The sequence below is a fragment of the Streptomyces sp. CB01635 genome, from assembly GCF_002803065.1.
Taxonomy (GTDB): Bacteria; Actinomycetota; Actinomycetes; order Streptomycetales; family Streptomycetaceae; genus Streptomyces.
The window spans coordinates 53097-76051 of record NZ_NNBL01000021.1 but is presented as its reverse complement, the minus strand read 5'-3'; the positions used below and the strand labels follow the sequence as shown (position 1 = coordinate 76051).

The following is a 22955-nucleotide window of genomic DNA, read 5'->3' as shown; positions in this document are numbered from 1 at the left end:
CGTTGGCCCGGACATGCCCCTTACGCAGAGCACCACCAGCCGTCGCCGCCGCCTCCTGACCCCCGCCACCGCAGAATCGGTTCCGCAGCCGCCGCCCCCGGAGCGCCCCGCACCCCCGGACCCGCCGATCTACCGCGCCCTGGTCAGACACTGGGCCGACCACGGCAAGACCCTGCCGGGACGCCACGACCCGGAGTGGGCCCGGCTGGTGGCGTCCCCGGTCAGCACCGGGCAGTTCAGCGGGTTTCAGGACCGGCGAGGTGCCGGGCGATGACCATCCGCTGGATCTGATTGGTGCCCTCCACGATCTGGAGCACCTTGGCCTCACGCATATAGCGCTCGGCCGGGAAGTCGGCCGTGTAGCCGTACCCCCCGAGCACCTGGACGGCGTCCGTGGTGGCCTTCATCGCCGTGTCCGTGCACATCAGCTTGGCCATGGCGGCCTGCTTCGAGAAGGGCCGGCCCGCGTCGCGCAGGCGGGCCGCCGTCAGATAGAGCGCGCGGCCGGCCTCGATCTGCGTGGCCATGTCGGCGAGCATGAAGCGCAGGCCCTGGAAGTCGGCGATGGGCCGCCCGAACTGCTCACGCCCTGTGGCGTACGCGAGGGCCTCGTCGAGGGCCGCCTGGGCCACGCCGATCGCGCAGGCCGCGATGCCGAGCCGCCCGGAATCGAGGGCGGAAAGCGCGATCGCGAAGCCCTGCCCCTCGTCGCCGATCCGGCGCGCGTCACTCACGCGCACCCCGTCGAAGTGAACCTGTGCCGTGGGCGAGCCCTTCATCCCCATCTTCTTCTCGGGCGCCGCCGCACTCAGCCCTTCCACGTCGCCAGGGACCAGGAACGCGGTGATGCCACGCGCCCCCTCGCCGCCGGAGCGCGCCAGGACGGTGTAGAAGTCGGCGATGCCGCCGTGCGTGATCCATGCCTTGGTGCCGGTGATCACCCAGTCGTCGCCTTCGCGGACGGCCTTGGTCCGCAGGGACGCAGCGTCCGATCCCGACGACGGCTCCGAGAGGCAGTACGCGCCGAGGAGGCCGCCGCCGAGCATGGCGGGCAGATGCTCCGCCCGCTGCTCCTTGGTGCCGAAATTGGCCAGTGCGTGACAGGCCAGCGAGTGGACACTGACGCCGAGGCCGACGGTGAGCCGGGCGGCGGCGAGCTCCTCAAGGACCTGGAGATAGACCTCGTACGGCTGGTCGCCACCGCCGAAGTCGGAGTCGTAGGGGAGGCCGAGCAGGCCCGACTCGGAGAGCAGTGAGAACGTCTCGCGCGGGAAGCGTCCGGCATCCTCCTCCTCGGCCGCGCTCGGGGCGATCTCACGCTGCACGAGCTCACGTACGAGCGAGAACAGATCCCGGGCCTCGTCCGTGGGCAGTTGACGGTCCACCGGCTGCGGGGCGCGGTCGGGCATATCGACGCTCTCCTCCCTGTCGGGCACTGCGGCGGTCGCGCGCGGGGTGTGCGGCGGCGCCGTGTTCGAGCCGCCGCCGAGGGCTCCCTTCCGGGTCTCGGACGGGCGCTGACCAGCGGCTGCGGCCCGTTGAGTATGCCCGTTCGACGGCGGCCAGTCACCAGTTAACGACCGCTTACTTCAAAGATACCGAAAGGACGGCGACAAGGCGGCCGGGGGCGGCCCCGAGCCCTCACCGGCGGTTCCCGGAGCCCACACCGGGAGTCGAGCACATTGGTCCGCACCATTGACCCCACTGGTCTAGTCCTCCTAAGGTTCCCTGCAACGTCTTAACGCGTTCATGCCAAAGACTCGTGACACGGATCGCGTGACGACGCCCCCGAGGTCCACAGCAAATCCCCCCCACGCTCCCCTCCCCCACGAGGAGACACGATGCTCAGACCGCACCGTCCCCGCGCCTCCTTCCGGGCGCTCCTGTCCGCCGCGTGTTGCGCCGTCCTCGGCGCCGGACTGCTCGCCTCCGCGGGCGCCGCCGCAGCGCAGAACGACGCCGGCCCCCAGAAAGCCGCAGCCGGTTCGAAGGTCGTCGGCTACTTCACCGAATGGGGTGTCTACGACCGGAACTACCACGTCAAGAACATCGAGACGTCGGGCTCGGCCGACAAGCTCACGCACATCAACTACGCCTTCGGCAACGTCACCGGCGGCAAGTGCGCGATGGGCGACTCCTACGCCGCGACCGACAAGGCGTACACCGCCGACCAGGCGGTGGACGGCGTCGCCGACACCTGGGACCAGCCGCTGCGCGGCAACTTCAACCAGCTGCTCAAGCTGAAGAAGCTGCACCCGAACCTCAAGATCCTCTGGTCCTTCGGCGGTTGGACCTGGTCGGGCGGGTTCACCGACGCGGCCAAGGACCCGGCCGCGTTCGCCCAGTCCTGCTACGACCTGGTCGAGAACTCCAAGTGGGCCGATGTCTTCGACGGCATCGACATCGACTGGGAGTACCCGAACGCCTGTGGCCTGTCCTGCGACACGAGCGGGCGCGACGCCTACAAGAACCTGATGAGCGCGCTGCGTTCGAAGTTCGGCTCCAGCGCGCTCATCACGTCCGCGATCCCGGCCGACGCCTCCGACGGCGGCAAGATCGACGCCACCGACTACGCCGGCGCCGCCCAGTACGTCGACTGGTACAACCCGATGACGTACGACTACTTCGGGGCCTGGGACGCACAGGGGCCGACCGCCCCGCACTCGCCCCTGACCTCGTACAGCGGTATCCCGAAGGCGGGCTACAACACCGACGCCACCATCACCAAGCTCAAGGGCCTCGGCGTCCCGGCGTCGAAGCTGCTGCTCGGCATCGGCTTCTACGGGCGCGGCTGGACCGGCGTCACACAGGCGGCGCCCGGCGGCACGGCGACGGGCCCGGCGGCCGGCAAGTACGAGCAGGGCATCGACGACTACAAGGAGCTCAAGTCGAAGTGCCCGGCGACGGGCACGGTCGGCGGCACCGCCTACGCGTACTGCGGCAACAACTGGTGGAGCTACGACACCCCGGCCACCATCGCCGGGAAGATGGACTACAAGAACCAGCAGGGCCTCGGGGGCACGTTCCTCTGGGAGCTCAGCGGTGACACGACGAACGGTGAGCTGATCAAGTCGGTCGACTAGCCTTCCGAGTGTGGCACTTGGGGCGGGGGATGCGCGGCGTCCCCCGCCCCTTCGCGCGTCGCGTCAGGGCCTCGCGGGCGCCGGGCAGTCCGGCTCGAACTGCTCGATGACCCGCAGCGTCTCGCCGAGCAGGCGCACCAGGAGTTCGCGCGGTAGTAGCCGCGCTTCGACTTGAAGTGGTAGTAGATCAGCCCCTTGGCGACGCCCGCGTGCCGGGCGATGTCGTCCATCGACAGCGCGTCGTAGGACGTGTCCGCGAACAACTTCCGCCCGATGGTGATGAGTTCGGCGCGGCGCGCCACGGACCGGTCGGTGCCGCGCGCCTGCGGGCGCCCGAGACCGGAGCCCGCTCCGCGCTGTTCACTATTGTTCAATTTCAGCCCTGGTCTCCAACTGCCGGCGGGACATTCGCGGTTGAACCTTCCCACGCACTCCCCCTTTCCCGCTTTCCCGCGCGCCCCTGCGCATGCGGACGACGTACAGGAGGAACAGTGAGCGAAGGACACCGGCACGACAGAACCAACGGGAAGAAGACGGCAGTTGTGGCGCTGCCCGCGGTCCTCGCGGTCGGCACGACGGCCTCCGTGATGGCGCAGGGCGCGCTCGCCGTGTCGTTCGCCGTCTCCGGCACCAGCTTCCTGGTCTCGAGGGGCGGCGGCCGGCTCGTGGAGGGGTGGGCGCTGCCCGGAGCGGACGAGGACCGCGGGGTGCCCCGGGTGGTCGCGGTGGCGACCGCGGGGGCCGGGATGTACGGGCTGCCGTTCGCCGGGGCGCTGTCCGCGAGCGTTCTGGTGCGGCTGGCGGGGGCCCGGGCCGGGCTGCCGCTGTTCGCGGTGTCGCGGGACTCGTCCTGCTGCGCTCTCCCGTGCGGTGGCTCTACGGGCTCGTGGGGCTCCCGGACCGGCACTGGCGCGTCGGGCCGGGCGCCGAGGAGAGCCGGGTCACATCAGTCCGGCCTGCGTGACGAACATGGCGAGGACCACGACGAAGGTCCAGCCGAGGACGTGCTCCAGGATCTTGGGGCCGTTGTCCTTGGGGCCGCCGGTGCGGGTCCGGGCGGCGCGGTTCGTGGCGGTGGTCGCGGTCATGGCATCTCGCTGAAGTCGTCCGGCAGTGGCATCCCCCCACTGACCCGTCCACCATGCCACCGCCTCGGCCGGTTGTGGGCGAGAGCTTGGTCACGCGCAACTACGCCGTGGCGTCGTCCGCCTCACATCGGTGACACCGGGGCAGTGCCCGGGTCGATGTCGGCCGCCCTGACGGGACCGGTCTCGCAGGCCGCCGCTCCGAGGCACCCGGACCGGAGCGTGCATCCGGTCACGGGCTGATCCGCTCGTAGAGCACCCCGAAATCCTTCACCCACGCTTCTCCGTCCTCCGAGCGCTCCCACGCGCCGGCGAGGGCGTCGCCGCTCCCGTCGAAGCGGGCGGAGAAGCGCTGGTGGAAGCCGGGAGCCGCGCGCCACATCCGCAGTTCGCCGTCGGTGAGGCTCAGCCCGTAGACGCGGGACACGCCGCGGCCGTCGGCATACAGCGTCGTGAACTGCTCGTCCGTGTCGTCGTAGCCGGTGAGCCAGACGGTGGGGAAGGGCAGTCCGCCGTCGTCCGTCCACTCGTGGACGGAGCGGACGGGCCCGAGCCGGCCACCCGGCACATCGTCCACCAGCGCGTACATGTACCAGTGCCCGACCAGCGGGTCGAGCCGGCGCAGGGCGGGGTGGTTGGTGTTCCGCTGCCGCATCGCGGTCTCCTCTCGGGAAGCCGTCACTCACTCGCCACGACTACGGCAGACCGGGCGCGGCGCAGAAGTCGTCGCGGCATGCCACGGCCCCTCCCTGTCGCGCGGGGAGGGGCCGTGGCAGGTTCCTCAGCGGACGCCGACCGCCTCGAGCGCGCGGCGCTGCTTCGGGGTCGGGTGGGCCGGGAAGTACAGGTAGCAGACGCCGCCGGTGCCGGACACGACGCTGCCACTGGCGTTGTACCTCTTGGTACGCAGCCAGATTTTTTCCCACTCGGCCCGCTTGTAGACGCGGCGCACGGCCGTGTCGCTCGGCGACGCCGGGTCGTTGGCGATCACGTCACCGTCCGCGGTGAAGCCGATCACCGTCATGAGGTGTCCGGACGTCCCGTAACCCGCGCCTGTCAGCTCCTCCTTGAGGAACGACTGCGACGTTATGGCCGGGATCCCCGCCGCGATCAGGGTCTCCAGATCACCGAGCGAACCGAGCCGCGTGACGACTCCCTGGAGGTCCTTGTACGTCGACGCGTAGGCCGCGTTGAAGGGCCAGTTCCCGCAGCCCTCGTACTGGTAGTCGTACGTGAAGCGGGCCGCGTGGCAGACCTGCGGGTCCGTGTAGTCCGGGTTGACCCAGGAAAGGTCGTCCGACGAGGGCTCGCGACCCCAGTACTCGACGATCATCTGCGAGGACGTGGGGCTGCACCAGGCCTCGCCGCCGTTGTCGTACTCGGGGTACTGGCCCGCGTGGATGCTCTGCGAGTAGCGCGGAACGGACAGCTCCTTGGCGAGCCCCGGCTTCGAGGCCGGGACCGAGAAGCGGTCGGGCACGTCGGAGCCCATGGCCCCGAGCCGCCACACGAGGGGCGAGGCCTTGGAGCCCGGCGCGCGGTACAGGGTCAGCCGCAGGCGGTACGAGACGAGGCGCAGGCCCGAGGCCGCGTCGTCGATGGCGAAGGTGTCCGTCCAGATACTGGACTTGCCGTCCGACTGGTCGTCGACGGAGGTCCGCCGGATGTCCTGGTCACCTGCGGCCCAGCGGCCCATCACGTACCAGGGCGTCGCCGCACCGTCGGAGTACGTGCCCTGGAGCTCGATCTGGATCCAGGTACCGGCCGGTGTCCGCGCGTTCCAGGAGGCGATGACCTCCGTGGCGGGCACCGACAGGCGGTGCGCCGGGGAGGTCCACCGGCCGTACTCCCAGGTGGCGGTCTTGCCTGTGTGCGGATCCGTGTAGTCGGTGCGGCCCTCGGGGGTCGCGAGCGTGAGCCCGGGGCGGGACCCGGCGACCGCGCGGGTGCCGGCCGCCGTTCCGGAGCGCCAGTCCGAGTGCGAGGTCCAGGCGTGGTTGTCCACGAGGCGCGGCGCCGCGTGAGCGCGCGCCGGGGCGCCGGTGCCGGCGACGGCGGTGCCCGCCGTCGTGGCGAGCGCCGCTGCGCCCGCGGTGGCCGCGGCGGCGGCGAGCAGGGTTCTGCGGGACAGAGGTTCGGGTCGGGTCATGGGCGGGGCTCCCCCAGTCGACGAGATATCCGTAAAGGGGCGGGTGAGGTGCACGACAGTGCGCCAACTATGGCCGGTACCCGCTGACTTCCACCAGCGTTTCCGGGCCGGTCATCGCTACCAATATTGGCCTGTACCACTGGCATGACCTGCGGCGGCGCGCGGGAAACCGGCCGGGTACCTCCCGTACCCTTGCGGGCGATGACCTTCCAGCACCTCCCGCTCCCCCGGCTCGCCGCGACCCTGCGGGCCCTGCCGCCCTCCTGCGGCCCGGTCCGGCTGGTCGCCGTCGACGGCCACGCGGGCTCCGGCAAGTCGACGTTCGCCGCCCGGCTCGCCGAGGCGCTCGGGCAGGCGCCCGTCCTGCACCTCGACGATCTCGCCAGCCACGACGCCCTCTTCGACTGGACGGCGCGGCTGCGCGAGCAGGTCATCGATCCGCTCTCCCGCGGCGAGAGCGCCCGGTACGAGCCGTACGACTGGAACACCCGGAGCTTCGGCACCCCGCGCGCTCTGGCGCCCGCGCCGGTGGTCCTGATGGAGGGCGTGGGCGCGGGCCGGCGGGCCGTACGGCCTTTCCTGGCGGGACTGTTGTGGATGGACACACCCGAGGAGGTGTCCTGGGAACGGGGGCGGCGACGGGACGGACCGGCGCAGAGGGAGTTCTGGGACGGCTGGATCCGTGCGGAGCGCGCGCACTTCGCCGACGACCCCTCGCGCCCCTTCGCTCAGACATTGGTACAAGAGTGTCCGGAGGGCTACGAGGCACGTCAGATGCCTCCCGGGACCGGACGTTCGACGCCTTCCGTCACTCACCGTGAGGGCCCGTCGGCAGCGCGCTGAACGCTCCTGAGACGCCTTCCGCCAGTTTCCGCGAGTGCCTCAACTCGGCTTGACCGAGGGGCCGTACAGGACTTACGTTCTGAATGTGCGGCCTTACGGGGTCGCCCGCAGACACGAAGCCCCCGGTTGTTCCCCCGTGATCGGGGGCTTCGTTCTGCCCTGTTCACCCTTTCAGGGGTGCGGTGAGCCTCACTTCGTTCACCCTCGGTCACCGTCCGACCCCGCCTCCACCTGCGCCGTCCGCCTTGGATCCGGCCCTGCGGCGCCCTCGGCCGACGACTCCTGCGCAGGTACGATGCCTTCGGTGCGGCCTACGGACGGCTCGCGGCCCGTACCGTGACAACTCCCGTCCACAGCACATCGGTTCGGCGCAGGAGCCGGCGGGCACCGGCCCGGCGGCGCACCACGGGGGCACGGTTTGTGGGGGACGTGATGGACTTCGGCACACAGGGCTCGCCCGGCCCGGCCGACCTCGCCTGGGTGCGTGGCGTGGACGCCTACACCATGGGCGCCTATCCGCAGGCCGAGGAGGAGTTCCGGGCCGCGGTCCGGATGGATCCCGGCATGGCCGACGGCTGGCTGGGGCTGCACGCGTTACGCATCGACACGACGACGGCGCTGCTGCGCATGTTCCGGCACCGCGACCGGTTCGGCGAGCAGCGCACCCGGCACCGGCGCACTCTCAACTCCTGGTACTGGCTGGGCTGGTGGGTGCAGCCCGTCCTGGAGCGGCCGCGCGATCTGCTCCTTGCACACGCGTCGCACTGGCTCGACGGGCGCCATGTCCCGGACCTGGACGGGGCGTTGGCGACGCTGCCGCGCGTGGACGCCGATCCGCAGGTGCGGTTCCTGCACGCCTGCCGCGCCTACCTCGTCAAGGACTGGGAGCAGCTGGTCCGGCATACCGATCCGCTGCTCGACGACGGGCTCCTCGGCATCGAGGCCGGGCTCTTCGGCGGGATGGCCCGGGTGCGCCTGGAGATGTACGGGCAGGCCGAGCCGCTGCTGTCCGCAGCGCTGATGCGCTGCCGGAGCGAGCAGCCCCAGCGCAAGGAGCTGCGCTACTGGCTGGCCCGCGCGCACGAGGGCACCGGCCGCTCCGCCGCCGCGCTCCCCCTGTACCGGGCCGTGCACCGCGTGGACCCCGCCTTCATGGACACCTCGGCCCGCCTCGCAGCCATCGCCGAGGGCGACGGCTACGGCGACTTCGGCGACGGCACCGACCTCAGTCCCCTCACCATGACCGGGCTCGGCCAGGAGATGCTGGACGGCTCCGAGTCGATGGACCCGCTGTACGAGGGCGACGGCCGGGACCTGAAGGTGAGCGAGCCCGATCTGCCGCCGCCCGGCGCGGTGCCCGCCGAGACCGACGCGGTCCGCGAGAAGGCCGTCGTACCGATCACGCCGCAGCTGCCCGCCGGGCCCGCCGACCCGGCGCTCCTCGATGAGGCACTCGCCGAGCTGGAGCGGATGGTCGGTCTGGAACCCGTGAAACGGCAGGTCAAGGCGCTGTCGGCGCAGCTCAACATGGCGCGCCTGCGGGCCGGGCAGGGCCTGCCCGTGCAGCCGCCGAAACGGCACTTCGTCTTCTCGGGTCCCTCCGGCACCGGCAAGACCACCGTGGCCCGCATCCTGGGTCGCGTCTTCTACGCGCTCGGGCTGCTCGGCGGCGACCACCTCGTGGAGGCCCAGCGGGCCGACCTGGTCGGCGAGTATCTGGGCCAGACGGCCGTGAAGGCGAACGAACTGATCGACTCGGCCATCGGCGGCGTCCTTTTCGTCGACGAGGCGTACGCCCTGTCGAACTCGGGCTATGGCAAGGGAGACGCGTACGGCGACGAGGCGCTCCAGGTGCTCCTGAAGCGCGCCGAGGACAACCGGGACCACCTGGTGGTGATCCTCGCGGGCTACCCGGAGGGCATGGACCGCCTCCTCGCGGCGAACCCCGGACTGTCCTCGCGCTTCACGACGCGGGTCGACTTCCCCTCGTACCGGCCCCTCGAACTCACCGCGATCGGCGAGGTGCTCGCCGCGGAGAACGGTGACGTGTGGGACGAGGAGGCTCTCGACGAGCTGCGCTCCATCAGCGGGCACGTCGTCGACCAGGGCTGGATCGACGAGCTCGGCAACGGCCGCTTCCTGCGGACGCTGTACGAGAAGTCGTGCGCCTACCGGGACCTGCGGCTTACGGGATACACGACGACGCCGACGCGGGACGACCTGTCGACACTGCGGCTGCCCGATCTGATGCAGGCGTACGGCGAGGTCCTCTCGGGGCGCGGGCCCCAGGATCCATCCGCGATGTGACACGGCGAAGGGGCGGGCCCGATACGGGACCCGCCCCTTCGCCGTGTGCGCCTGTCAGCCGGCCAGCGCCTCCTCCGGCGCCTCGGCCCGCGGCTCCGCGACCCTGGCCCCGGGCGCCGGAGCGTCCCGGTGCGCGGGGTCACGGACCTCGCCGACGAGCATTTCCAGGACGTCCTCCAGGGCGACCAGGCCGAGGACCCGGCCCGAGGCGTCGGCGACCTGTGCGAGGTGCGTCGCGGCGCGGCGCATCACCGTCAGGGCGTCGTCGAGCGGGAGTTCGGCGCGCAGCGTCGTCATGGGACGCCAGATCTGCTGCGGCACCGCGCGGTCGTGGTCCGCGGAGTCGATCAGGTCGAGGACGTCCTTCACATGCAGATAGCCCATGAAGGCGCCCCCCTCCGCGCAGACGGGGAAGCGGGAGTAGCCCGTACGGCCCGTCAGCTCGATGACCTGGCCCGGGGTGACCGAGGGGCCGACCGTGACGAGGGACGACCGGTCGAGCAGGACGTCGGTGACCGGGCGCGAGCCCAGCTCCAGGGCGTCCTCCAGGCGTTCCTGCGCCTCGGGCTCGAGGAGCCCCGCCTGTCCGGAGTCCTCGACGAGACGGCCGAGCTGCACGCTGGTGAAGACCGCCTCGACCTCGTCCCGCGGCTCCACCCCGAACAGCTTGAGCACGAGCCGGGCACAGGCGCCGAGGGCGACGGTGACCGGACGGCACAGCCGGGCGAAGGCGACGAGGCCGGGGCTGAACCACAGCGCGGTCTTCTCCGGCGCCGCCATCGCGAGGTTCTTCGGGACCATCTCGCCGATGACGAGGTGGAGGCTGACTACGGCGGCGAGCGCGATCACGTAGCCGAGGGGGTGGATCGTTCCCTCGGGCAGGTGCATCGCCTCGAAGAGCGGCTCCAGCAGATGGGCGACCGTCGGCTCGGCGACCGCGCCGAGCGTCAAGGAGCAGACGGTGATGCCGAACTGGGCCGCCGCCATCATCTGCGGCAGGTGCTCCAGGCCGTACAGGACCTGGCGGGCCCGCTTGTTGTCGATGGGCTCGATCTGGCTGCGGCGCACGGAGACGAGGGCGAACTCGGCACCCACGAAGAAACCGTTGGCCAGCACGAGGAGCAGGGCGAAGAAGAGCTGGAGGGCGCTCATCGGGCGGCCTCCGCCGGCCGGGCGGCGTCCGCGGTCCGGACGATCCGGACGCGCTCCGCACGGTAGTGGTCGACCTGACGCACCGCGAGCCGCCAGCCGGGCAGCTCGGCCCGGTCGCCGGGCGCGGGGATCCGGCCGAGCAGATCGGCGACGAGACCGGCGACGGTCTCGTACGGGCCTTCCGGTACGTCGAGTCCTATGCGGCGCAGGATGTCGACCCGGCAGCTGCCGTCGGCGTCCCACGCGGGGCGGCCGTCCTCGGACGGGGCGACCGCGAGTTCGGGCAGGTCGAGGCGGTCGTGCTCGTCGCGGACCTCGCCGACGAGCTCCTCGACGATGTCCTCCAGGGTGACGACCCCGGCCGTGCCGCCGTACTCGTCGACGACGACGGCTATGGGCTGCTCGCTGCGCAGGCGCTCCAGGAGGGGCTGCACGGGCAGCGTCTCCGGGACGAGCAGCGGGGCCTGGGCGATGCGGCTCACGGGGGTGCGCAGCCGGTCGTGCGCGGGCACCGCGAGGGCGTCCTTGAGGTGCACCATGCCGACGATCTCGTCGATCCGCTCGCGGTAGACCGGGAAGCGGGAGAGACCGGTGGCGCGTGTGAGGTTGACGACGTCCTCGGCGGTCGCCGAGGACTGGAGCGCGCTGACCTTCACGCGCGGCGTCATGACGTGCTGGGCGGTGAGCTCTCCGAGGGACAGGGTGCGGACGAACAGGTCCGCCGTGTCCTGCTCCAGGGTGCCCGCCTGTGCGGAGTGCCGGGCCAGGGAGACGAGCTCGCCGGGGGTGCGGGCCGAGGCCAGCTCGTCGGCGGGCTCGACGCCCAGGGCGCGTACGGCGCGGTTGGCCACGGCGTTGAGCAGGGCGATCACGGGCCGGAAGAGGCGCGAGAACGCGTGCTGGGGGCCCGCGACGAACCGTGCGACCTGGAGCGGCTTGGACACCGCCCAGTTCTTCGGCACCAGCTCGCCGATCACCATCTGCACGGCGGAAGCCAGCAGCATGCCGATGACGACGGAGACGCCTCCGACGGCGCCTTCCGGGATGCCGACGGCGGTGAAGGGCCCCGCGAGCAGCGTCGCGAGCGCCGGTTCGGCGAGCATGCCGACGACCAGCGAGGTGATGGTGATGCCGAGCTGGGTGCCGGAGAGCTGGAAGGACAGCTCCTTGAGGGCGTTCACGACGGTACGGGCCCGTCGGTCGCCGTCGGCCGCTGCCTTCTCGGCGTCGGCGCGCTCCACCGTGACGAGGCCGAACTCGGCCGCCACGAAGAAGCCGTTGGCCAGGATCAGCAGGAATGCAGCTCCGAGGAGCAACAAGGGGATGGTCATGCCGCCGCCTCCGCGCACACAACGCGCAATTCAGTCGCGCTATGTCGGGAGGGGGCGGCGCATGTACTGCAGGACGAACCGTCCATCGCCGGAGGGAGTCACTCCTCGGGTAGCAGGAAACCCCCGGGGCCCTGGCGGACCCGTCGTCGGGGGCGGGGCGGCGATGTGCGCGCGCCCCGCCACCAGGTTAATCAAGACAGGGGTGGAAGCGTCAGGGCGTGCGGCCCTGAGTCAGCCCTGAAGTTCCCCGGAGGCCGTGGAACGGGCCTCGGTGAGGGCGCGCAGGGCACGCGCGTCGGTGAGGGCACGCTCCTTGGCCATGGCGGGCTGGATGCCCATGGCGGCCAGGCTCGTGCCGTCGCTGAGGTTGAGGAACACCCAGGGGTCGCCGGGCCGCAGCGTGACCTGGACGATCTCCGCCCAGGCCAGGCGGCGGCTGCGGGCGATGTTCACTACGGTGACGCCCTCGTCGTCCGCCACGATCTTGGGCCTGGCGAGCAGGACGAGCCCGCCGACGAGGAGCGCCCCGGTGAAGATGAAGGTGAGGCGGTCGCCCGGGTTGAGGCCGCCCAGCATGAGGGCGATGGCCGTGAGAGTGATGAACATCGCTCCGCCGAGGCCGAGCAGGACGGCCCGGGTGCGGGCCGGCCGGAAGGTGACGGGCAGCGTGGGGACTTCGGTCATGACTGCGGTCCTCAAAGGCGGCAGGCGTGGATGGCCGTGGTCAGGATGGCCCGCGCGCCGAGTTCGTACAGGTCGTCCATGATGCGCTGGGCGTCCTTGGCGGGGACCATCGCACGGACGGCGACCCAGCCCTCGTTGTGCAGGGGCGAGACCGTGGGCGACTCGAGGCCCGGGGTGAGGGCGACGGCCTGCTCCAGGTGCTCGGCGCGGCAGTCGTAGTCCATCATCACGTACGTCCTGGCGACCAGGACGCCCTGGAGGCGGCGCAGGAACTGCTGGACCTTGGGCTCCTCCGCGGCCGCGCCACAGCGGCGGATCACGACGGCCTCGGACTTCATGATCGGTTCGCCGAAGACCTCGAGGCCCGCGTTGCGCAGGGAGGTGCCGGTCTCGACGACGTCCGCGATGACCTGGGCGACACCCAGCTCGATGGCCGTCTCGACGGCGCCGTCGAGGTGGACGACGGACGCGTCGACGCCGGACTCGGCGAGGTGCTTGCCGACGATGCCCTCGTAGGAGGTGGCGATCGTCTTGCCCGCGAGGTCCCCGGGACCGGAAACGGTGCCCGGCTTGGCGGCGAAGCGGAACGTGGAGCGGGCGAAGCCGAGCGGCAGGATGACCTCGGCGTTGACGCCGGAGTCGATCAGCAGGTCCTCGCCGGTGATGCCGATGTCGAGCTTGCCCGACGACACGTAGATCGCGATGTCCTTGGGCCGGAGGTAGAAGAACTCCACCTCGTTGACCGGGTCGACGAGGACGAGCTCCTTGGACTCCTTGCGCTGCTGGTATCCGGCCTCATGGAGCATCGCCGACGCAGGTCCTGACAGTGAACCCTTGTTGGGGACGGCGATGCGCAGCATGAGGTCGGATTCCTTTGCGTGAGAGACGTGAAAGAGGGGCGTGGCGCGTGCGGCGGTGAACCGGGCGCCGGCTCTAGAGGTGGGCGTAGACGTCGTCGAGGGAGATTCCCCGGGCCACCATCATCACCTGGACGTGGTACAGCAGCTGCGAGATTTCCTCGGCAGCGGCCTCCTTGCCCTCGTGCTCGGCGGCCATCCAGACTTCGGCGGCCTCCTCGACGACCTTCTTGCCGATGGCATGGACGCCCTTGTCCACCAGTTCGGCGGTGCGGGACGTCGCGGGGTCGCCGTTCTTGGCCTTGAGCTGAAGCTCGGCGAAGAGCTCTTCGAAGGTTTTGTTCGCCATGATGGCCCTAAGACTACGGGGTACGCCCGGCCACTCAGCGCCAGGGTTCGCTGACCGAGCGCAGTGTGGCCGCCGTGGCGACCGCCGCGGTGACGGCCTCGTGGCCCTTGTCCTCGTTGGAGCCCTCGATCCCGGCGCGGTCGAGGGCCTGCTCCTCCGTGTCACAGGTCAGCACGCCGAAACCGACGGGAACACCGGTGTCGATGGTGACCTGGGTGAGCCCCATGGTGACGCCCTGGCACACGTACTCGAAGTGCGGTGTGCCGCCGCGGATGACTACTCCGAGGGCGACGATCGCGTCGTAGCCGCGGCCCGCAAGGACCTTGGCGACGACGGGGAGCTCGAAGCTGCCCGGGACCCGCAGGAGGGTCGGCTCGTCGATGCCCAGCTCGTGCAGGGCGCGCAGGGCGCCGTCCACGAGGCCGTCCATCACCTTCTCGTGCCACTGCGCCGCGATGACGGCGACGCGCAGGTCACCGCAGTTGCGTACGGACAGTTCGGGTGCGCCCTTGCCACTCACGTTGCTCCTCAGTGCTTGTGTGGTGCTGTGTTCGGTGTTCGGTATGCCGTCTGAAAGGGGTACGGGCTACTGGTTCGCGCAGGTCGTGGACGTGGGGGCGTCCAGCCAGGGCAGGTCGTGGCCCATCCGGTCCCGCTTGGTGCGCAGGTAACGGAGGTTGTGCTCGCCCGCCTGGACCGGCATGGACTCGCGGGCGACGACCTTGAGGCCGTGCCGCAGGAGCGCGTCGGTCTTGTCGGGGTTGTTGGTCAGCAGGCGCAGGCCGCGCACGCCGAGGTCCTCGAGGATCTGGGCGCCCGCCGCGTAGTCCCGCGAGTCGGCCGGCAGGCCGAGCTCCAGATTGGCGTCCAGCGTGTCGCGGCCGCGCTCCTGAAGCTCGTAGGCGCGCAGCTTGGAGAGCAGGCCGATGCCGCGCCCCTCGTGACCGCGCAGGTAGACGACGATGCCGCGTCCCTCCTCGGTGATGCGCCGCATGGACTCCTCCAGCTGGGGGCCGCAGTCGCAGCGCAGCGAGTGGAAGACGTCGCCGGTGAGGCATTCGGAGTGGACCCGCACCAGGACGTCCTGGCCGTCTCCGATCTCGCCGTGGACAAGGGCGACATGCTCGACACCGTCGACCGTCGAGCGGTAGCCGTACGCGGTGAAGTCGCCGAAGGCGGTGGGCAGATTGACCTCGGCCTCGCGCCGGACCGTCGGCTCGGAGGAGCGGCGGTAGGCGATCAGGTCCTCGATGGAGATGATCGTCAGGCCGTGCTTGCGGGCGAACGGGATCAGCTCGGGCAGGCGGAGCATCGTGCCGTCCTCGCCCGCGATCTCGACGATCGCTCCGGCGGGGCGCAGGCCCGCGAGCCGGGCGAGGTCGACGGCTGCCTCGGTGTGGCCGTTCCTGACCAGGACGCCGCCGGCCTTGGCGCGCAGCGGGAAGATGTGGCCCGGCCGTACGAAGTCGCCGGCCTCGGCGGTGCCGCCGGCCAGGAGCTGGAGCGTGGTGGCGCGGTCGGCGGCGGAGATGCCGGTGGTCACGCCGTGCGCGGGGCCCGCGTCGACGGAGACCGTGAAGGCCGTGCGCATCGACTCGGTGTTGTTCTCGACCATCTGCGGCAGCTGGAGGCGCTCCAGCTCGTCGCTCTCCATGGGAGCGCAGATCAGGCCGCGGCACTCGCTCATCATGAACGCGACGATCTCGGGGGTGGCCTTCTCGGCCGCGATGACGAGGTCTCCCTCGTTCTCGCGGTCCTCGTCGTCGACGACCACGACGGGCCGGCCGTTCGCGATGTCGCGGATCGCCTGCTCGACGGGGTCGAGCGACAGGTCCGAGTTGTCCTCGTCGCGCGAGGTGCTGTACCAGACGGGTGCCGTGGTCATGCCGGTGCTCCTTCCAGGGCGGGCTGCGAGGCCGAGCGGGACCGCAGCCACCAGTCGCGCATGCCCCACAGGACGAGCGCGCCGTAGATCACGTAGACGAAACCGGAGAAGGCGAATCCGTTGGCGAAGTTCAGCGGTACGCCCACCAGGTCGACGAGCAGCCAGGCGAACCAGAACTCGACCATGCCGCGCGCCTGGGCGTACATGGCGACGATCGTGCCGACGAAGATGTACGCGTCCGGCCAGGGGTCCCACGACAGCGTGGGGAATGCGGTGAACAGGCCGCCGACCGCCAGGGTGCCGAGTGCGGCGGCGCCCAGCAGGTAGCCGCGCTCGCGCCAGGTGGCGAACCGGACGGCGAGGGAGCCGTCCTGGGCCTGCCCCTTTCCGCGGCTCCACTGCCACCAGCCCCACGCGGCGACGACGATGACCACGAGCTGCTTGCCCGCGCTGCCCGAGAGGTGGGCGGTGGCGAAGGCCGTGAGGAGGATGAGGCCGGAGACGAGCTGCGCGGGCCAGGTCCAGATCGAGCGGCGCCAGCCGAGCGCCAGGGCGACCAGACCGACGGTGTTGCCGATCATGTCGGACCACATGATGTGCTGGCCGAAGAGCGTGAACGCCTCGGAGTTCAGCCAGTTCAGGCTCACTTGGTCGCCTCCTGGGCACGATCGCCGAGCAGCCGCTCGACGTACTTGGCGATGACGTCGACCTCGAGGTTGACCGGGTCGCCGGCCTGCTTCAGGCCGAGCGTGGTCAGGGCGAGGGTGGTGGGGATGAGGCTGATGGTGAAGTAGTCGGGGCCCGCGTCGACGACCGTGAGGCTCACTCCGTCGACGGTGATGGAGCCCTTCTCGACGACGTAGCGCGCGAGGTGCGCCGGGAGCGAGACCTTGACGATCTCCCAGTTCTCCGACGGCTTGCGCTCGACGATGCTGCCCGTGCCGTCGACGTGGCCCTGCACGATGTGTCCCCCCAGGCGGGCGCCGACAGCGGTGGGGCGCTCCAGGTTGACCCGGGAGCCGACAGCGAGGGCGCCGAGGCTGGACCGGTCGAGGGTCTCCGCCATGACGTCGGCGGTGAACTCGTCGCCCTCGTGCTCCACGACCGTCAGACAGACGCCGTTGACGGCGATGGAGTCGCCGTGCCGCGCCCCTTCGGTGACGACGGGGCCGCGCAGCCTGAAGCGGGAGGCGTCGCCGAGTTCCTCGACGGCAGTGATCTCGCCCAGCTCTTCGACGATTCCGGTGAACACGTCAGTGCTCCTTCGCTGCAGGGGCCGCGGGGCCGACAAGGGTGGCGGTGAGGCGCAACGCCTCAGGGCCGGCGGGGATTCCTGAAGGAGCGAAGGACGCGTGCGGGCGCACGGCTGCTCGCCGGGCGGGCACTGCGGAAGTGGGGGCCACCGGGTCCTCCTGCCTCTTCGGGCACGGACTCCGGGGCACTGTCGCAATACGGCGACAGAACGTACGGGCGAAGACACCGAGGCCGACGCCGAATGAGACCTGTCCCTGGGGACACGTCGAAACAGACGGCGACGCGCACGAATGCCCGCCCGCCGCGCACTGCCTCCCATCCGGACTTTAACCGTCGGTCCAGGAATTTCACCTGGTCAACCGGCCGCTGGAAGCGACCGGGTCGCGGACTGTAACCGCCGGTTCGGACTTTCACCGACCCCGGAGTGCGCTGCTTCTGGTACAGGGCCAGTGTGCCACGTCCCCGCGTGGGCCAAACGGGTGATCGGCTGTGGGCTGGCTCACAGGCCGTGTGCGTGGACTCGCGCAGCGTTCCGGGCGGTCCCTTTGCCAGGGCAATAGCGTGACGATCGCAACCGCCGAGGCGGGCGGCGTGCCGGCGGAATCCCGAGGCGCCTCGCGGACGATGTCACATTTTCGCGCCGTCACCGGTCTCACCTGGCGAGGGACGTTCCACCGTGGAGCGTCCGGTGCGCGAAGGAGCTGAACTGCGATGACCACGATCCTGGTGACCGGCGGCACGGGAACCCTCGGCAGGCTCGTCGCCGAGCGGCTGCGCGCGGGCGGGCACGAGGTGCGCGTGCTCAGCCGGCACGCGCGGCCGTACGCGGTGGACCTGCGCGAGGGCGGACCAGGCCTGGACGAGGCCGTCGCGGGTGTGGACGCGATCGTGCACTGCGCGAGCACGCCGCGCGGCGGTGACGAGAAGGCGGCCCGGCATCTGATCGAGGCCACGCGGCGGGCCGGGGTGCCGCATCTGCTGTACATCTCGATCGTGGGCGTGGACCGGGTGCCGCTCGGCTACTACAAGTCCAAGCACGCGGTCGAGAAGCTGGTGGAGGAGTCGGGTCTCGGCTGGACGGTGCTGCGCACGACGCAGTTCCACGACCTGGTGTTCCAGGGGCTTCAGACGCTGGCCAGGCTGCCGGTGATGCTCCTTCCCGCGGGGGTCGCCGACCAACCGGTCGAGGTCGCCGAAGTGGCCGACCGCCTGGTGGGGTTGGCGACGGGCGCACCTGCGGGGCGCGTGGCGGACATGGGTGGTCCCGAGGTGCGTACGGCCCCGGATCTGGCGCGCGCCTACCTGCGCGCGAGCCGTCGGCGCCGGCCCGTCGTCGAGGTGCGCCTGGCCGGGAAGGCGTACAAGGGCATGCGGGACGGTGGGCATCTGACGCCCGAACGGGCAGTGGGCAAGGGCACGTTCGAGGAGTTCCTCGCGCGGCGGTTCCCCGCGAGCTGACCCGCGTGCGTGCGCGGGGTCAGCGGTCCGTCGGCGCGAAGAGGTCGTCCTGCGCCCCGTCACGCGCCATGAGGAGCGCTCCTCGCAGCACCGCGCCGCCGCCGAGAGCGCTGGCCCGCACCTCCGTGGGCAGGGGGGACATGGCGGCGAGGCGGGTGGCGACCAGAGTCGCGAGGCGGTCGCCTCCGGCGCGGCCGACCTCGCCGCCCAGGACGAGGCAGCCGGGGTCGAGGACGGCGACGACCGAGGCGGCGCCGAGCACGAGCCGGTCGGCGAGTGCGTCGAGGAAGCGGGCGGCGGGCGTCCCGGGCTCCGCCCGCACCGCTTCACGCACGAGCGCCGCGGCGGCCGGCTCCCCCGGTGCGGCTGTCGGGCCCACCAGGCCGTGCGCACGGGCGAGTTCGGCGATGGCGGCGGATCCGGCCAGCGAGTGGAAGCCTCCGTCGCACCCGATCGCGGACGGGAGTCCGGACGTCCCTGGCACGGGCAGGAAGCCGATCTCGCCGGTGCCGCCGGAGGCCCCCCGGCGCAGGACGCCGTCGAGGACGACCGCGGCGCCGATGCCGTGGCCGAGCCAGAGCAGGGCGAATGTGTCGCGGTCGCGGGCCGCGCCGTCGCGCTGTTCGGCGAGGGCGGCGAGGTTGGTCTCGTTCTCGACCAGGACGCGGGCGGGCAGGCGTTCGTGGAGTGCGGCGACGAGGCGGCGGTGCCACTCGGGCAGGCCCGACGAGTCGCGCAGTTCGCCGGTGACGGGATCGATGAGACCGGGCGCGCCGATTCCCACGGTGTGCAGACGTTCGGCGCCCGCCTCCTTCGCCGTGCGCTCGACCAGTGCGACGGCCCGTTCGACGGCGGGGTCGGTGCCTTCCTCGTCGTCGATGGGCGCGGACGCCTCGGCGAGGACCGTGCCCACCAGGTCGGCGACGGTGAAGGTGACGCCCTCGGTGCGGACGTCGAGCGCGGCGAGATGGGCGAGCCCGGAAACGATCCCGTGGAGCTTGGCGTTGGGGCCGCGGCGCTGGGCGCCGGCTTCCCCGACGACCTCGATCAGGCCCTGGGCCGTGAGCCGCTCGACGAGGTCGGCGACGGAGGGCCGGGACAGGCCGGTGAGCTCCTTCAACTGCCCGGCGGTCAGGGGCCCTTCGCTCTGCAGGAGGCGCAGGGCGAGCCGGTCGTTGATGGCCCTGGCGGTACTCGGTGATGCGGGCATGGCGCGGATCCTTCCAGATCGCCTTCGCTGCCGGGACCGGGGCCGCACGGGGAGACCGGTGGGAAACCGGCTATTTATCAGGCAGGGTTCCTGATAGTTTACGCCAGTAGCCTGGGACGGTATCGGGAAGGGCACGCCGGATGAGTGAAGTCGGTTACGGGGCAAGGGAGTTGAAGCGTGCCCGCTATGCGGTCGCGGCCGTCTTCTGCGTCCATGGAGCGGTCACCGGGTCGTTCGCGACCCGGGTGCCCTGGATCCAGGAGCACGCGGGGGTCAGCGCGGGCCAGCTGGGACTCGCGCTCGCCTTCCCCGCGCTCGGCGCCTCGGTGGCGATGCCGATCGCGGGCTGGGTGAGCCATCGGTTCGGCGCGCGCACGGCGCTGCGCGGGCTGCTGGCCCTGTGGACCCTCGCGCTGATCCTGCCCTCGCTCGCGCCGAATCTGCTCGTGCTGTGCGTGGCTCTCTTCGCGTACGGCGCGTCGGCGGGCATGTCGGACGTGGCGATGAACGCGCTGGGCGTCGAGGTGGAGAACCGCCTCGACCGGTCGATCATGTCCAGCCTGCACGGCATGTGGAGCGTGGGCGCCCTCATCGGTTCGGCGGCCGGCACGCTGGCCGCGCACCTCGGCTCCGACGCCCGGCTGCACCACCTGCTCGCCGCGGCGACGCTGACGGTCGTGGGCTTCATCGCGTGCGGAGGCGTGCTGGACCTGCGCCCCACGGAGGACGAGGAGCCGCCACCGCGCTTCGCGCTGCCGCCCAGGTCGGCGCTGCTGATCGGCGCTGTCGGCTTCTGCGCCGTCTTCGCCGAGGGGGCGAGCCTGGACTGGTCGGCGGTCTATCTGCGGGACGTCCTGGACACGTCCGCCGGACTCGCGGCCGCGTGCACCACCGCGTTCACGCTCACGATGGCCGTGGCGCGGCTCGTCGGCGACAGGATCGTGGACCGGTTCGGCGCGGTGCGCACCGTGCGGGTCGGCGGGGTGGGCGCCGCGCTCGGCGGACTGCTCGTCGTGGTGGCGCCGAACCCGGCGGTCGCGATGGCCGGATTCGGCCTGATGGGCCTCGGGATCGCGGTCGTCGTGCCGCTCGCCTTCGCGGCGGCGGGTCGCAGCGGGCCGAATCCGAGCCAGGCCATCGCCGGTGTCGCCACCATCACCTACACCTCGGGCCTCATCGCCCCTTCCGCGATCGGGACGGTCGCCGACGCGACGAGCCTGGTGGTGTCCTTCGGCCTGGTGACGTTCCTGGCGTGCGGGCTCGCGGTGTTCGCGGGGGTGCTGCGCACGGGGGACCGTAAGCCGACGAAGCAGGCCGAGGTCAGTCCTGCGTCCGCAGGAGCTCACGGCCAAGGGTCCTGAACATCTCGCTCCAGGGGGCGGGGCGCAGGGTGGCCGGGTCGAGGCGGACGAGCACGCGGGTGCCTCGGGCGTAGGTCGTCCCACCGTCCGCCGAGCAGAAGCGGAAGCCGTACGTCAGGCCGGTGGTGCCGAGTCGGTCGAGCCAGAGGTGCACGGCGTACGCGCCGGGGCGGTTGACCGGCGCGTCGTAGGTGATGCGCAGTTCCTTGACGGCGTTGCAGAAGTCGCCGGCCGCCACCCAGTCGCCCTCGAAGACGAGGCCGCGCTCCGCCCACAGCGCGGTCCAGGCCCGCTCGACCATCACCGGGTAGCGGGCGTTGTGGAGCAGGCCGAGCGCGTCGAGGTCGTCGAAGTGCACGGCGACGGGGACGAGCTGTCCGTAGGACTGGGCGGGGCGGGCGAGGGCTTCGGCGGTCACGGGTGGGGCTCCTGATGCGGTACGTACAAGAGCCCCATCGTACGACCTTTGGCTAAGCAAACGCTCAGCAGGCCAGGTCGGGGCGGGACGCGACCCGCTCAGCCCGCGATCGAGTCCAGCTGTTCGGCCGCCGGGCGCAGCGCCCACAGATCCCCGCCGGGCGGCGCCTCCAGGTGCGGGACCGCTCGCTTCGCCGCGGCGCTCCCGGCGTCGGCGGCCGCGTGCACGATGTCGCTCGCCGCGAACCGGTGGAACTCCAGCTCGGGGTGCGGCCACGCCGTCGCCCCGGTGGCCGCGGGCAGCAGATAGTCGACGGCCTTGAACAGGCTCTGACCGTCCGGGCCCCGGTACGACCACAGGTCCACGCCCACATGCCGCCCGATCGCGGCGAGCCGGGTGTAGGCGACCAGGTCGAAGGTCGAGTAGTGCCAGCTGCGGGTCCTGGCGAGCTCCTGCGGCTGGCTGCCGTCGCCCGCGATCTGCGGGGCGATGCGCTTGGTGCGGGCGTCGAGGACGGTGCGGCGGGCGAGGGCGGTGTCGCCGGTCGCGTAGGCGAGGGCCGCGACCTGGAGGTCGTAGAACGTGCCGTGGTTGTTCTCGGCGGCGCCCTCCTGCTTGCCGAAGTCGCTGTCCACGAGCCAGCCGAGGAAGTCCTTGTTCCACTCCCCCATCGCGGAGCGGTCGCCCTTCGACCAGCCGGGGGCGCCCGTGCCGAGCAGGGCGACGGCGTCGGTGACGCTCGTGTACGACTGCGAGAAGTCGATGATGCCGATGGCCCGGCCGTCGTACTTGCAGGGGATGAACTGCGCGTGGTCCAGGTTCGGGTTCATGCGCGTAGCCGGATCGAGGAACCAGGTGCGCAGGACGGTGGCGGCCTTCTCCGCATACTCCTTGCGGCCCGTGTAGTACCAGGCCAGGGCGAGGTCGTACGTCGAGTCGAAGACCTTCTCCACGTCCTGGCGGTCGGTCCCGGTGTCGACCTCGGGGTTGCGCTGCCCGTCTCGCTGGACGTAGGGGCAGCCCCAGGGGTTGTCGGCGGTCGGTGTCTGTGAGGGCCACCAGTAGGGGGCCTGGCTCAGGTAGTCGTGGACGTCGCCGCCCGGCGCGGGCTTCGGCTTGTCGACGACGGTCCAGGGGCCCTGGTCCAGCCAGGTGTCGGCACGGGCCGTCAACTCCCTGACCGCGCGCTTGAGTTGCGGGTCGCCGTGGTCGAGGCGCTGTTTGGTCCGCAGCAGGCGCTCACCGTCGAGGACGGCGGTGCGCGGGGCGCTCACGCGGGCCGTCGCGGACTGGGCCGACACGGGGACGGCGACGACGACGGCGAGGGCCGCCGCCGCGGTGAGCAGGGCACCGAGACGCACACGGGATCTGGCACGCATCACAACTCCCATCACATATCTGAACGACGTTCATGGATTGAGCCGTGCGAGCGTAGAGCTCCGAGGTGGGCGTGACAATGCCCCTGACAGGGATTCATGGATGGGATCGGGGCCGTCGGCCGTGGCGCGAAAAGGGCCTTACGGCGCACT

21 protein-coding genes, 1 pseudogene and 1 riboswitch are annotated in these 22955 nt (G+C 71.4%); of the genes and pseudogenes, 5 read left to right on the top strand and 17 right to left on the bottom strand.

Annotation, left to right across the window (positions count from 1 at the left end):
* Positions 1-236: 236 nt before the first annotated feature.
* Entirely contained in the window at positions 237-1409 is a 1173-nt protein-coding gene (locus CG723_RS34545) for an acyl-CoA dehydrogenase family protein (RefSeq protein ID WP_100597463.1), read from the bottom strand.
* 432 nt (positions 1410-1841) lie between these two features.
* Here CG723_RS34545 and CG723_RS34540 point away from each other — a divergent pair, with 432 nt between their 5' ends.
* Positions 1842-3083 (top strand): glycoside hydrolase family 18 protein, encoded by a 1242-nt coding sequence (locus CG723_RS34540; protein ID WP_100597462.1) that lies wholly within the window; start codon positions 1842-1844, stop codon positions 3081-3083.
* 146 nt (positions 3084-3229) lie between these two features.
* Here the strand turns inward: CG723_RS34540 and CG723_RS34535 are convergent.
* From CG723_RS34535 to CG723_RS34520, 4 genes and pseudogenes are all read right to left on the bottom strand, one after another.
* Positions 3230-3457, bottom strand: a pseudogene (locus tag CG723_RS34535) (TetR/AcrR family transcriptional regulator); the annotation flags it as partial.
* Between the two features lie 567 nt (positions 3458-4024).
* Positions 4025-4171, bottom strand: a complete 147-nt coding sequence (locus tag CG723_RS45940; RefSeq protein WP_107489218.1) for an SCO1431 family membrane protein — start codon at positions 4169-4171, stop codon at positions 4025-4027.
* A 229-nt stretch (positions 4172-4400) separates the two neighbouring features.
* Positions 4401-4823, bottom strand: a complete 423-nt coding sequence (locus CG723_RS34525) for a hypothetical protein (protein ID WP_100597461.1) — start codon at positions 4821-4823, stop codon at positions 4401-4403.
* Between the two features lie 126 nt (positions 4824-4949).
* Positions 4950-6317 carry a peptidase C39 family protein gene (locus CG723_RS34520; protein ID WP_100597460.1) on the bottom strand — a complete coding sequence of 456 codons (1368 nt, stop codon included), beginning with the start codon at positions 6315-6317 and terminating at the stop codon, positions 4950-4952.
* Positions 6318-6518: 201 nt separating this feature from the next.
* Here CG723_RS34520 and CG723_RS34515 point away from each other — a divergent pair, with 201 nt between their 5' ends.
* A complete protein-coding gene (locus tag CG723_RS34515; protein WP_100597459.1) occupies positions 6519-7160 on the top strand; it encodes a uridine kinase family protein in 642 nt (213 codons plus the stop codon).
* 432 nt (positions 7161-7592) lie between these two features.
* Entirely contained in the window at positions 7593-9467 is a 1875-nt protein-coding gene (locus CG723_RS34510) for an AAA family ATPase (protein ID WP_100597458.1), read from the top strand.
* 54 nt (positions 9468-9521) lie between these two features.
* Here the strand turns inward: CG723_RS34510 and CG723_RS34505 are convergent, their stop codons facing one another.
* The 9 genes from CG723_RS34505 to CG723_RS34465 all read right to left on the bottom strand — a co-directional run bounded on the left by CG723_RS34505 (position 9522) and on the right by CG723_RS34465 (position 16977).
* On the bottom strand, positions 9522-10619 hold the full coding sequence (locus CG723_RS34505; protein ID WP_100597457.1) for a hemolysin family protein: 1098 nt from the start codon (positions 10617-10619) through the stop codon (positions 9522-9524).
* Positions 10616-11950, bottom strand: a complete 1335-nt coding sequence (locus CG723_RS34500; protein ID WP_100597456.1) for a hemolysin family protein — start codon at positions 11948-11950, stop codon at positions 10616-10618. Before CG723_RS34500 ends, CG723_RS34505 begins: the two co-directional genes overlap by 4 nt.
* 231 nt (positions 11951-12181) lie before the next feature.
* Positions 12182-12634 (bottom strand): PH domain-containing protein, encoded by a 453-nt coding sequence (locus CG723_RS34495; RefSeq protein WP_100597455.1) that lies wholly within the window; start codon positions 12632-12634, stop codon positions 12182-12184.
* A gap of 11 nt (positions 12635-12645) precedes the next feature.
* Positions 12646-13494: an ATP phosphoribosyltransferase gene (gene hisG, locus CG723_RS34490; RefSeq protein ID WP_100597454.1), complete on the bottom strand. Its 849-nt coding sequence runs from the start codon at positions 13492-13494 to the stop codon at positions 12646-12648.
* Between the two features lie 73 nt (positions 13495-13567).
* Positions 13568-13840, bottom strand: a complete 273-nt coding sequence (locus CG723_RS34485; protein WP_100597453.1) for a phosphoribosyl-ATP diphosphatase — start codon at positions 13838-13840, stop codon at positions 13568-13570.
* A 34-nt stretch (positions 13841-13874) separates the two neighbouring features.
* Positions 13875-14360 carry a 6,7-dimethyl-8-ribityllumazine synthase gene (gene ribH, locus CG723_RS34480; protein WP_100597452.1) on the bottom strand — a complete coding sequence of 162 codons (486 nt, stop codon included), beginning with the start codon at positions 14358-14360 and terminating at the stop codon, positions 13875-13877.
* Between the two features lie 66 nt (positions 14361-14426).
* Positions 14427-15725 (bottom strand): bifunctional 3,4-dihydroxy-2-butanone-4-phosphate synthase/GTP cyclohydrolase II, encoded by a 1299-nt coding sequence (locus CG723_RS34475; RefSeq protein ID WP_100597451.1) that lies wholly within the window; start codon positions 15723-15725, stop codon positions 14427-14429.
* Positions 15722-16366, bottom strand: a complete 645-nt coding sequence (locus CG723_RS34470; protein WP_100597518.1) for a nicotinamide mononucleotide transporter family protein — start codon at positions 16364-16366, stop codon at positions 15722-15724. The genes CG723_RS34475 and CG723_RS34470 overlap by 4 nt, the downstream gene beginning before the upstream one ends.
* A gap of 2 nt (positions 16367-16368) precedes the next feature.
* Positions 16369-16977, bottom strand: a complete 609-nt coding sequence (locus tag CG723_RS34465) for a riboflavin synthase (RefSeq protein ID WP_100597450.1) — start codon at positions 16975-16977, stop codon at positions 16369-16371.
* A gap of 303 nt (positions 16978-17280) precedes the next feature.
* A riboswitch (FMN riboswitch) is annotated at positions 17281-17411 on the bottom strand.
* Positions 17412-17690: 279 nt separating this feature from the next.
* On the opposite strand from CG723_RS34465, the gene CG723_RS34460 reads away from it, so the two are divergent.
* Positions 17691-18437 carry an SDR family oxidoreductase gene (locus CG723_RS34460; RefSeq protein WP_100597449.1) on the top strand — a complete coding sequence of 249 codons (747 nt, stop codon included), beginning with the start codon at positions 17691-17693 and terminating at the stop codon, positions 18435-18437.
* Between the two features lie 19 nt (positions 18438-18456).
* On the opposite strand, the gene CG723_RS34455 is transcribed toward CG723_RS34460, so the two are convergent.
* Complete coding sequence (locus CG723_RS34455) at positions 18457-19647, bottom strand: ROK family transcriptional regulator (RefSeq protein WP_100597448.1); 1191 nt, start codon at positions 19645-19647, stop codon at positions 18457-18459.
* Between the two features lie 140 nt (positions 19648-19787).
* On the opposite strand from CG723_RS34455, the gene CG723_RS34450 reads away from it, so the two are divergent.
* Entirely contained in the window at positions 19788-21008 is a 1221-nt protein-coding gene (locus CG723_RS34450) for an MFS transporter (RefSeq protein ID WP_100597447.1), read from the top strand.
* Here the strand turns inward: CG723_RS34450 and CG723_RS34445 are convergent.
* Together CG723_RS34445 and CG723_RS34440 are read right to left on the bottom strand one after the other, a co-directional pair.
* Positions 20968-21426 (bottom strand): acyl-CoA thioesterase, encoded by a 459-nt coding sequence (locus CG723_RS34445; RefSeq protein ID WP_100597446.1) that lies wholly within the window; start codon positions 21424-21426, stop codon positions 20968-20970. The two genes, CG723_RS34450 and CG723_RS34445, sit on opposite strands and share 41 nt — an antisense overlap.
* Before the next feature lie 98 nt (positions 21427-21524).
* Entirely contained in the window at positions 21525-22805 is a 1281-nt protein-coding gene (locus tag CG723_RS34440) for an alginate lyase family protein (RefSeq protein ID WP_100597445.1), read from the bottom strand.
* Between the last annotated feature and the right edge of the window lie 150 nt (positions 22806-22955).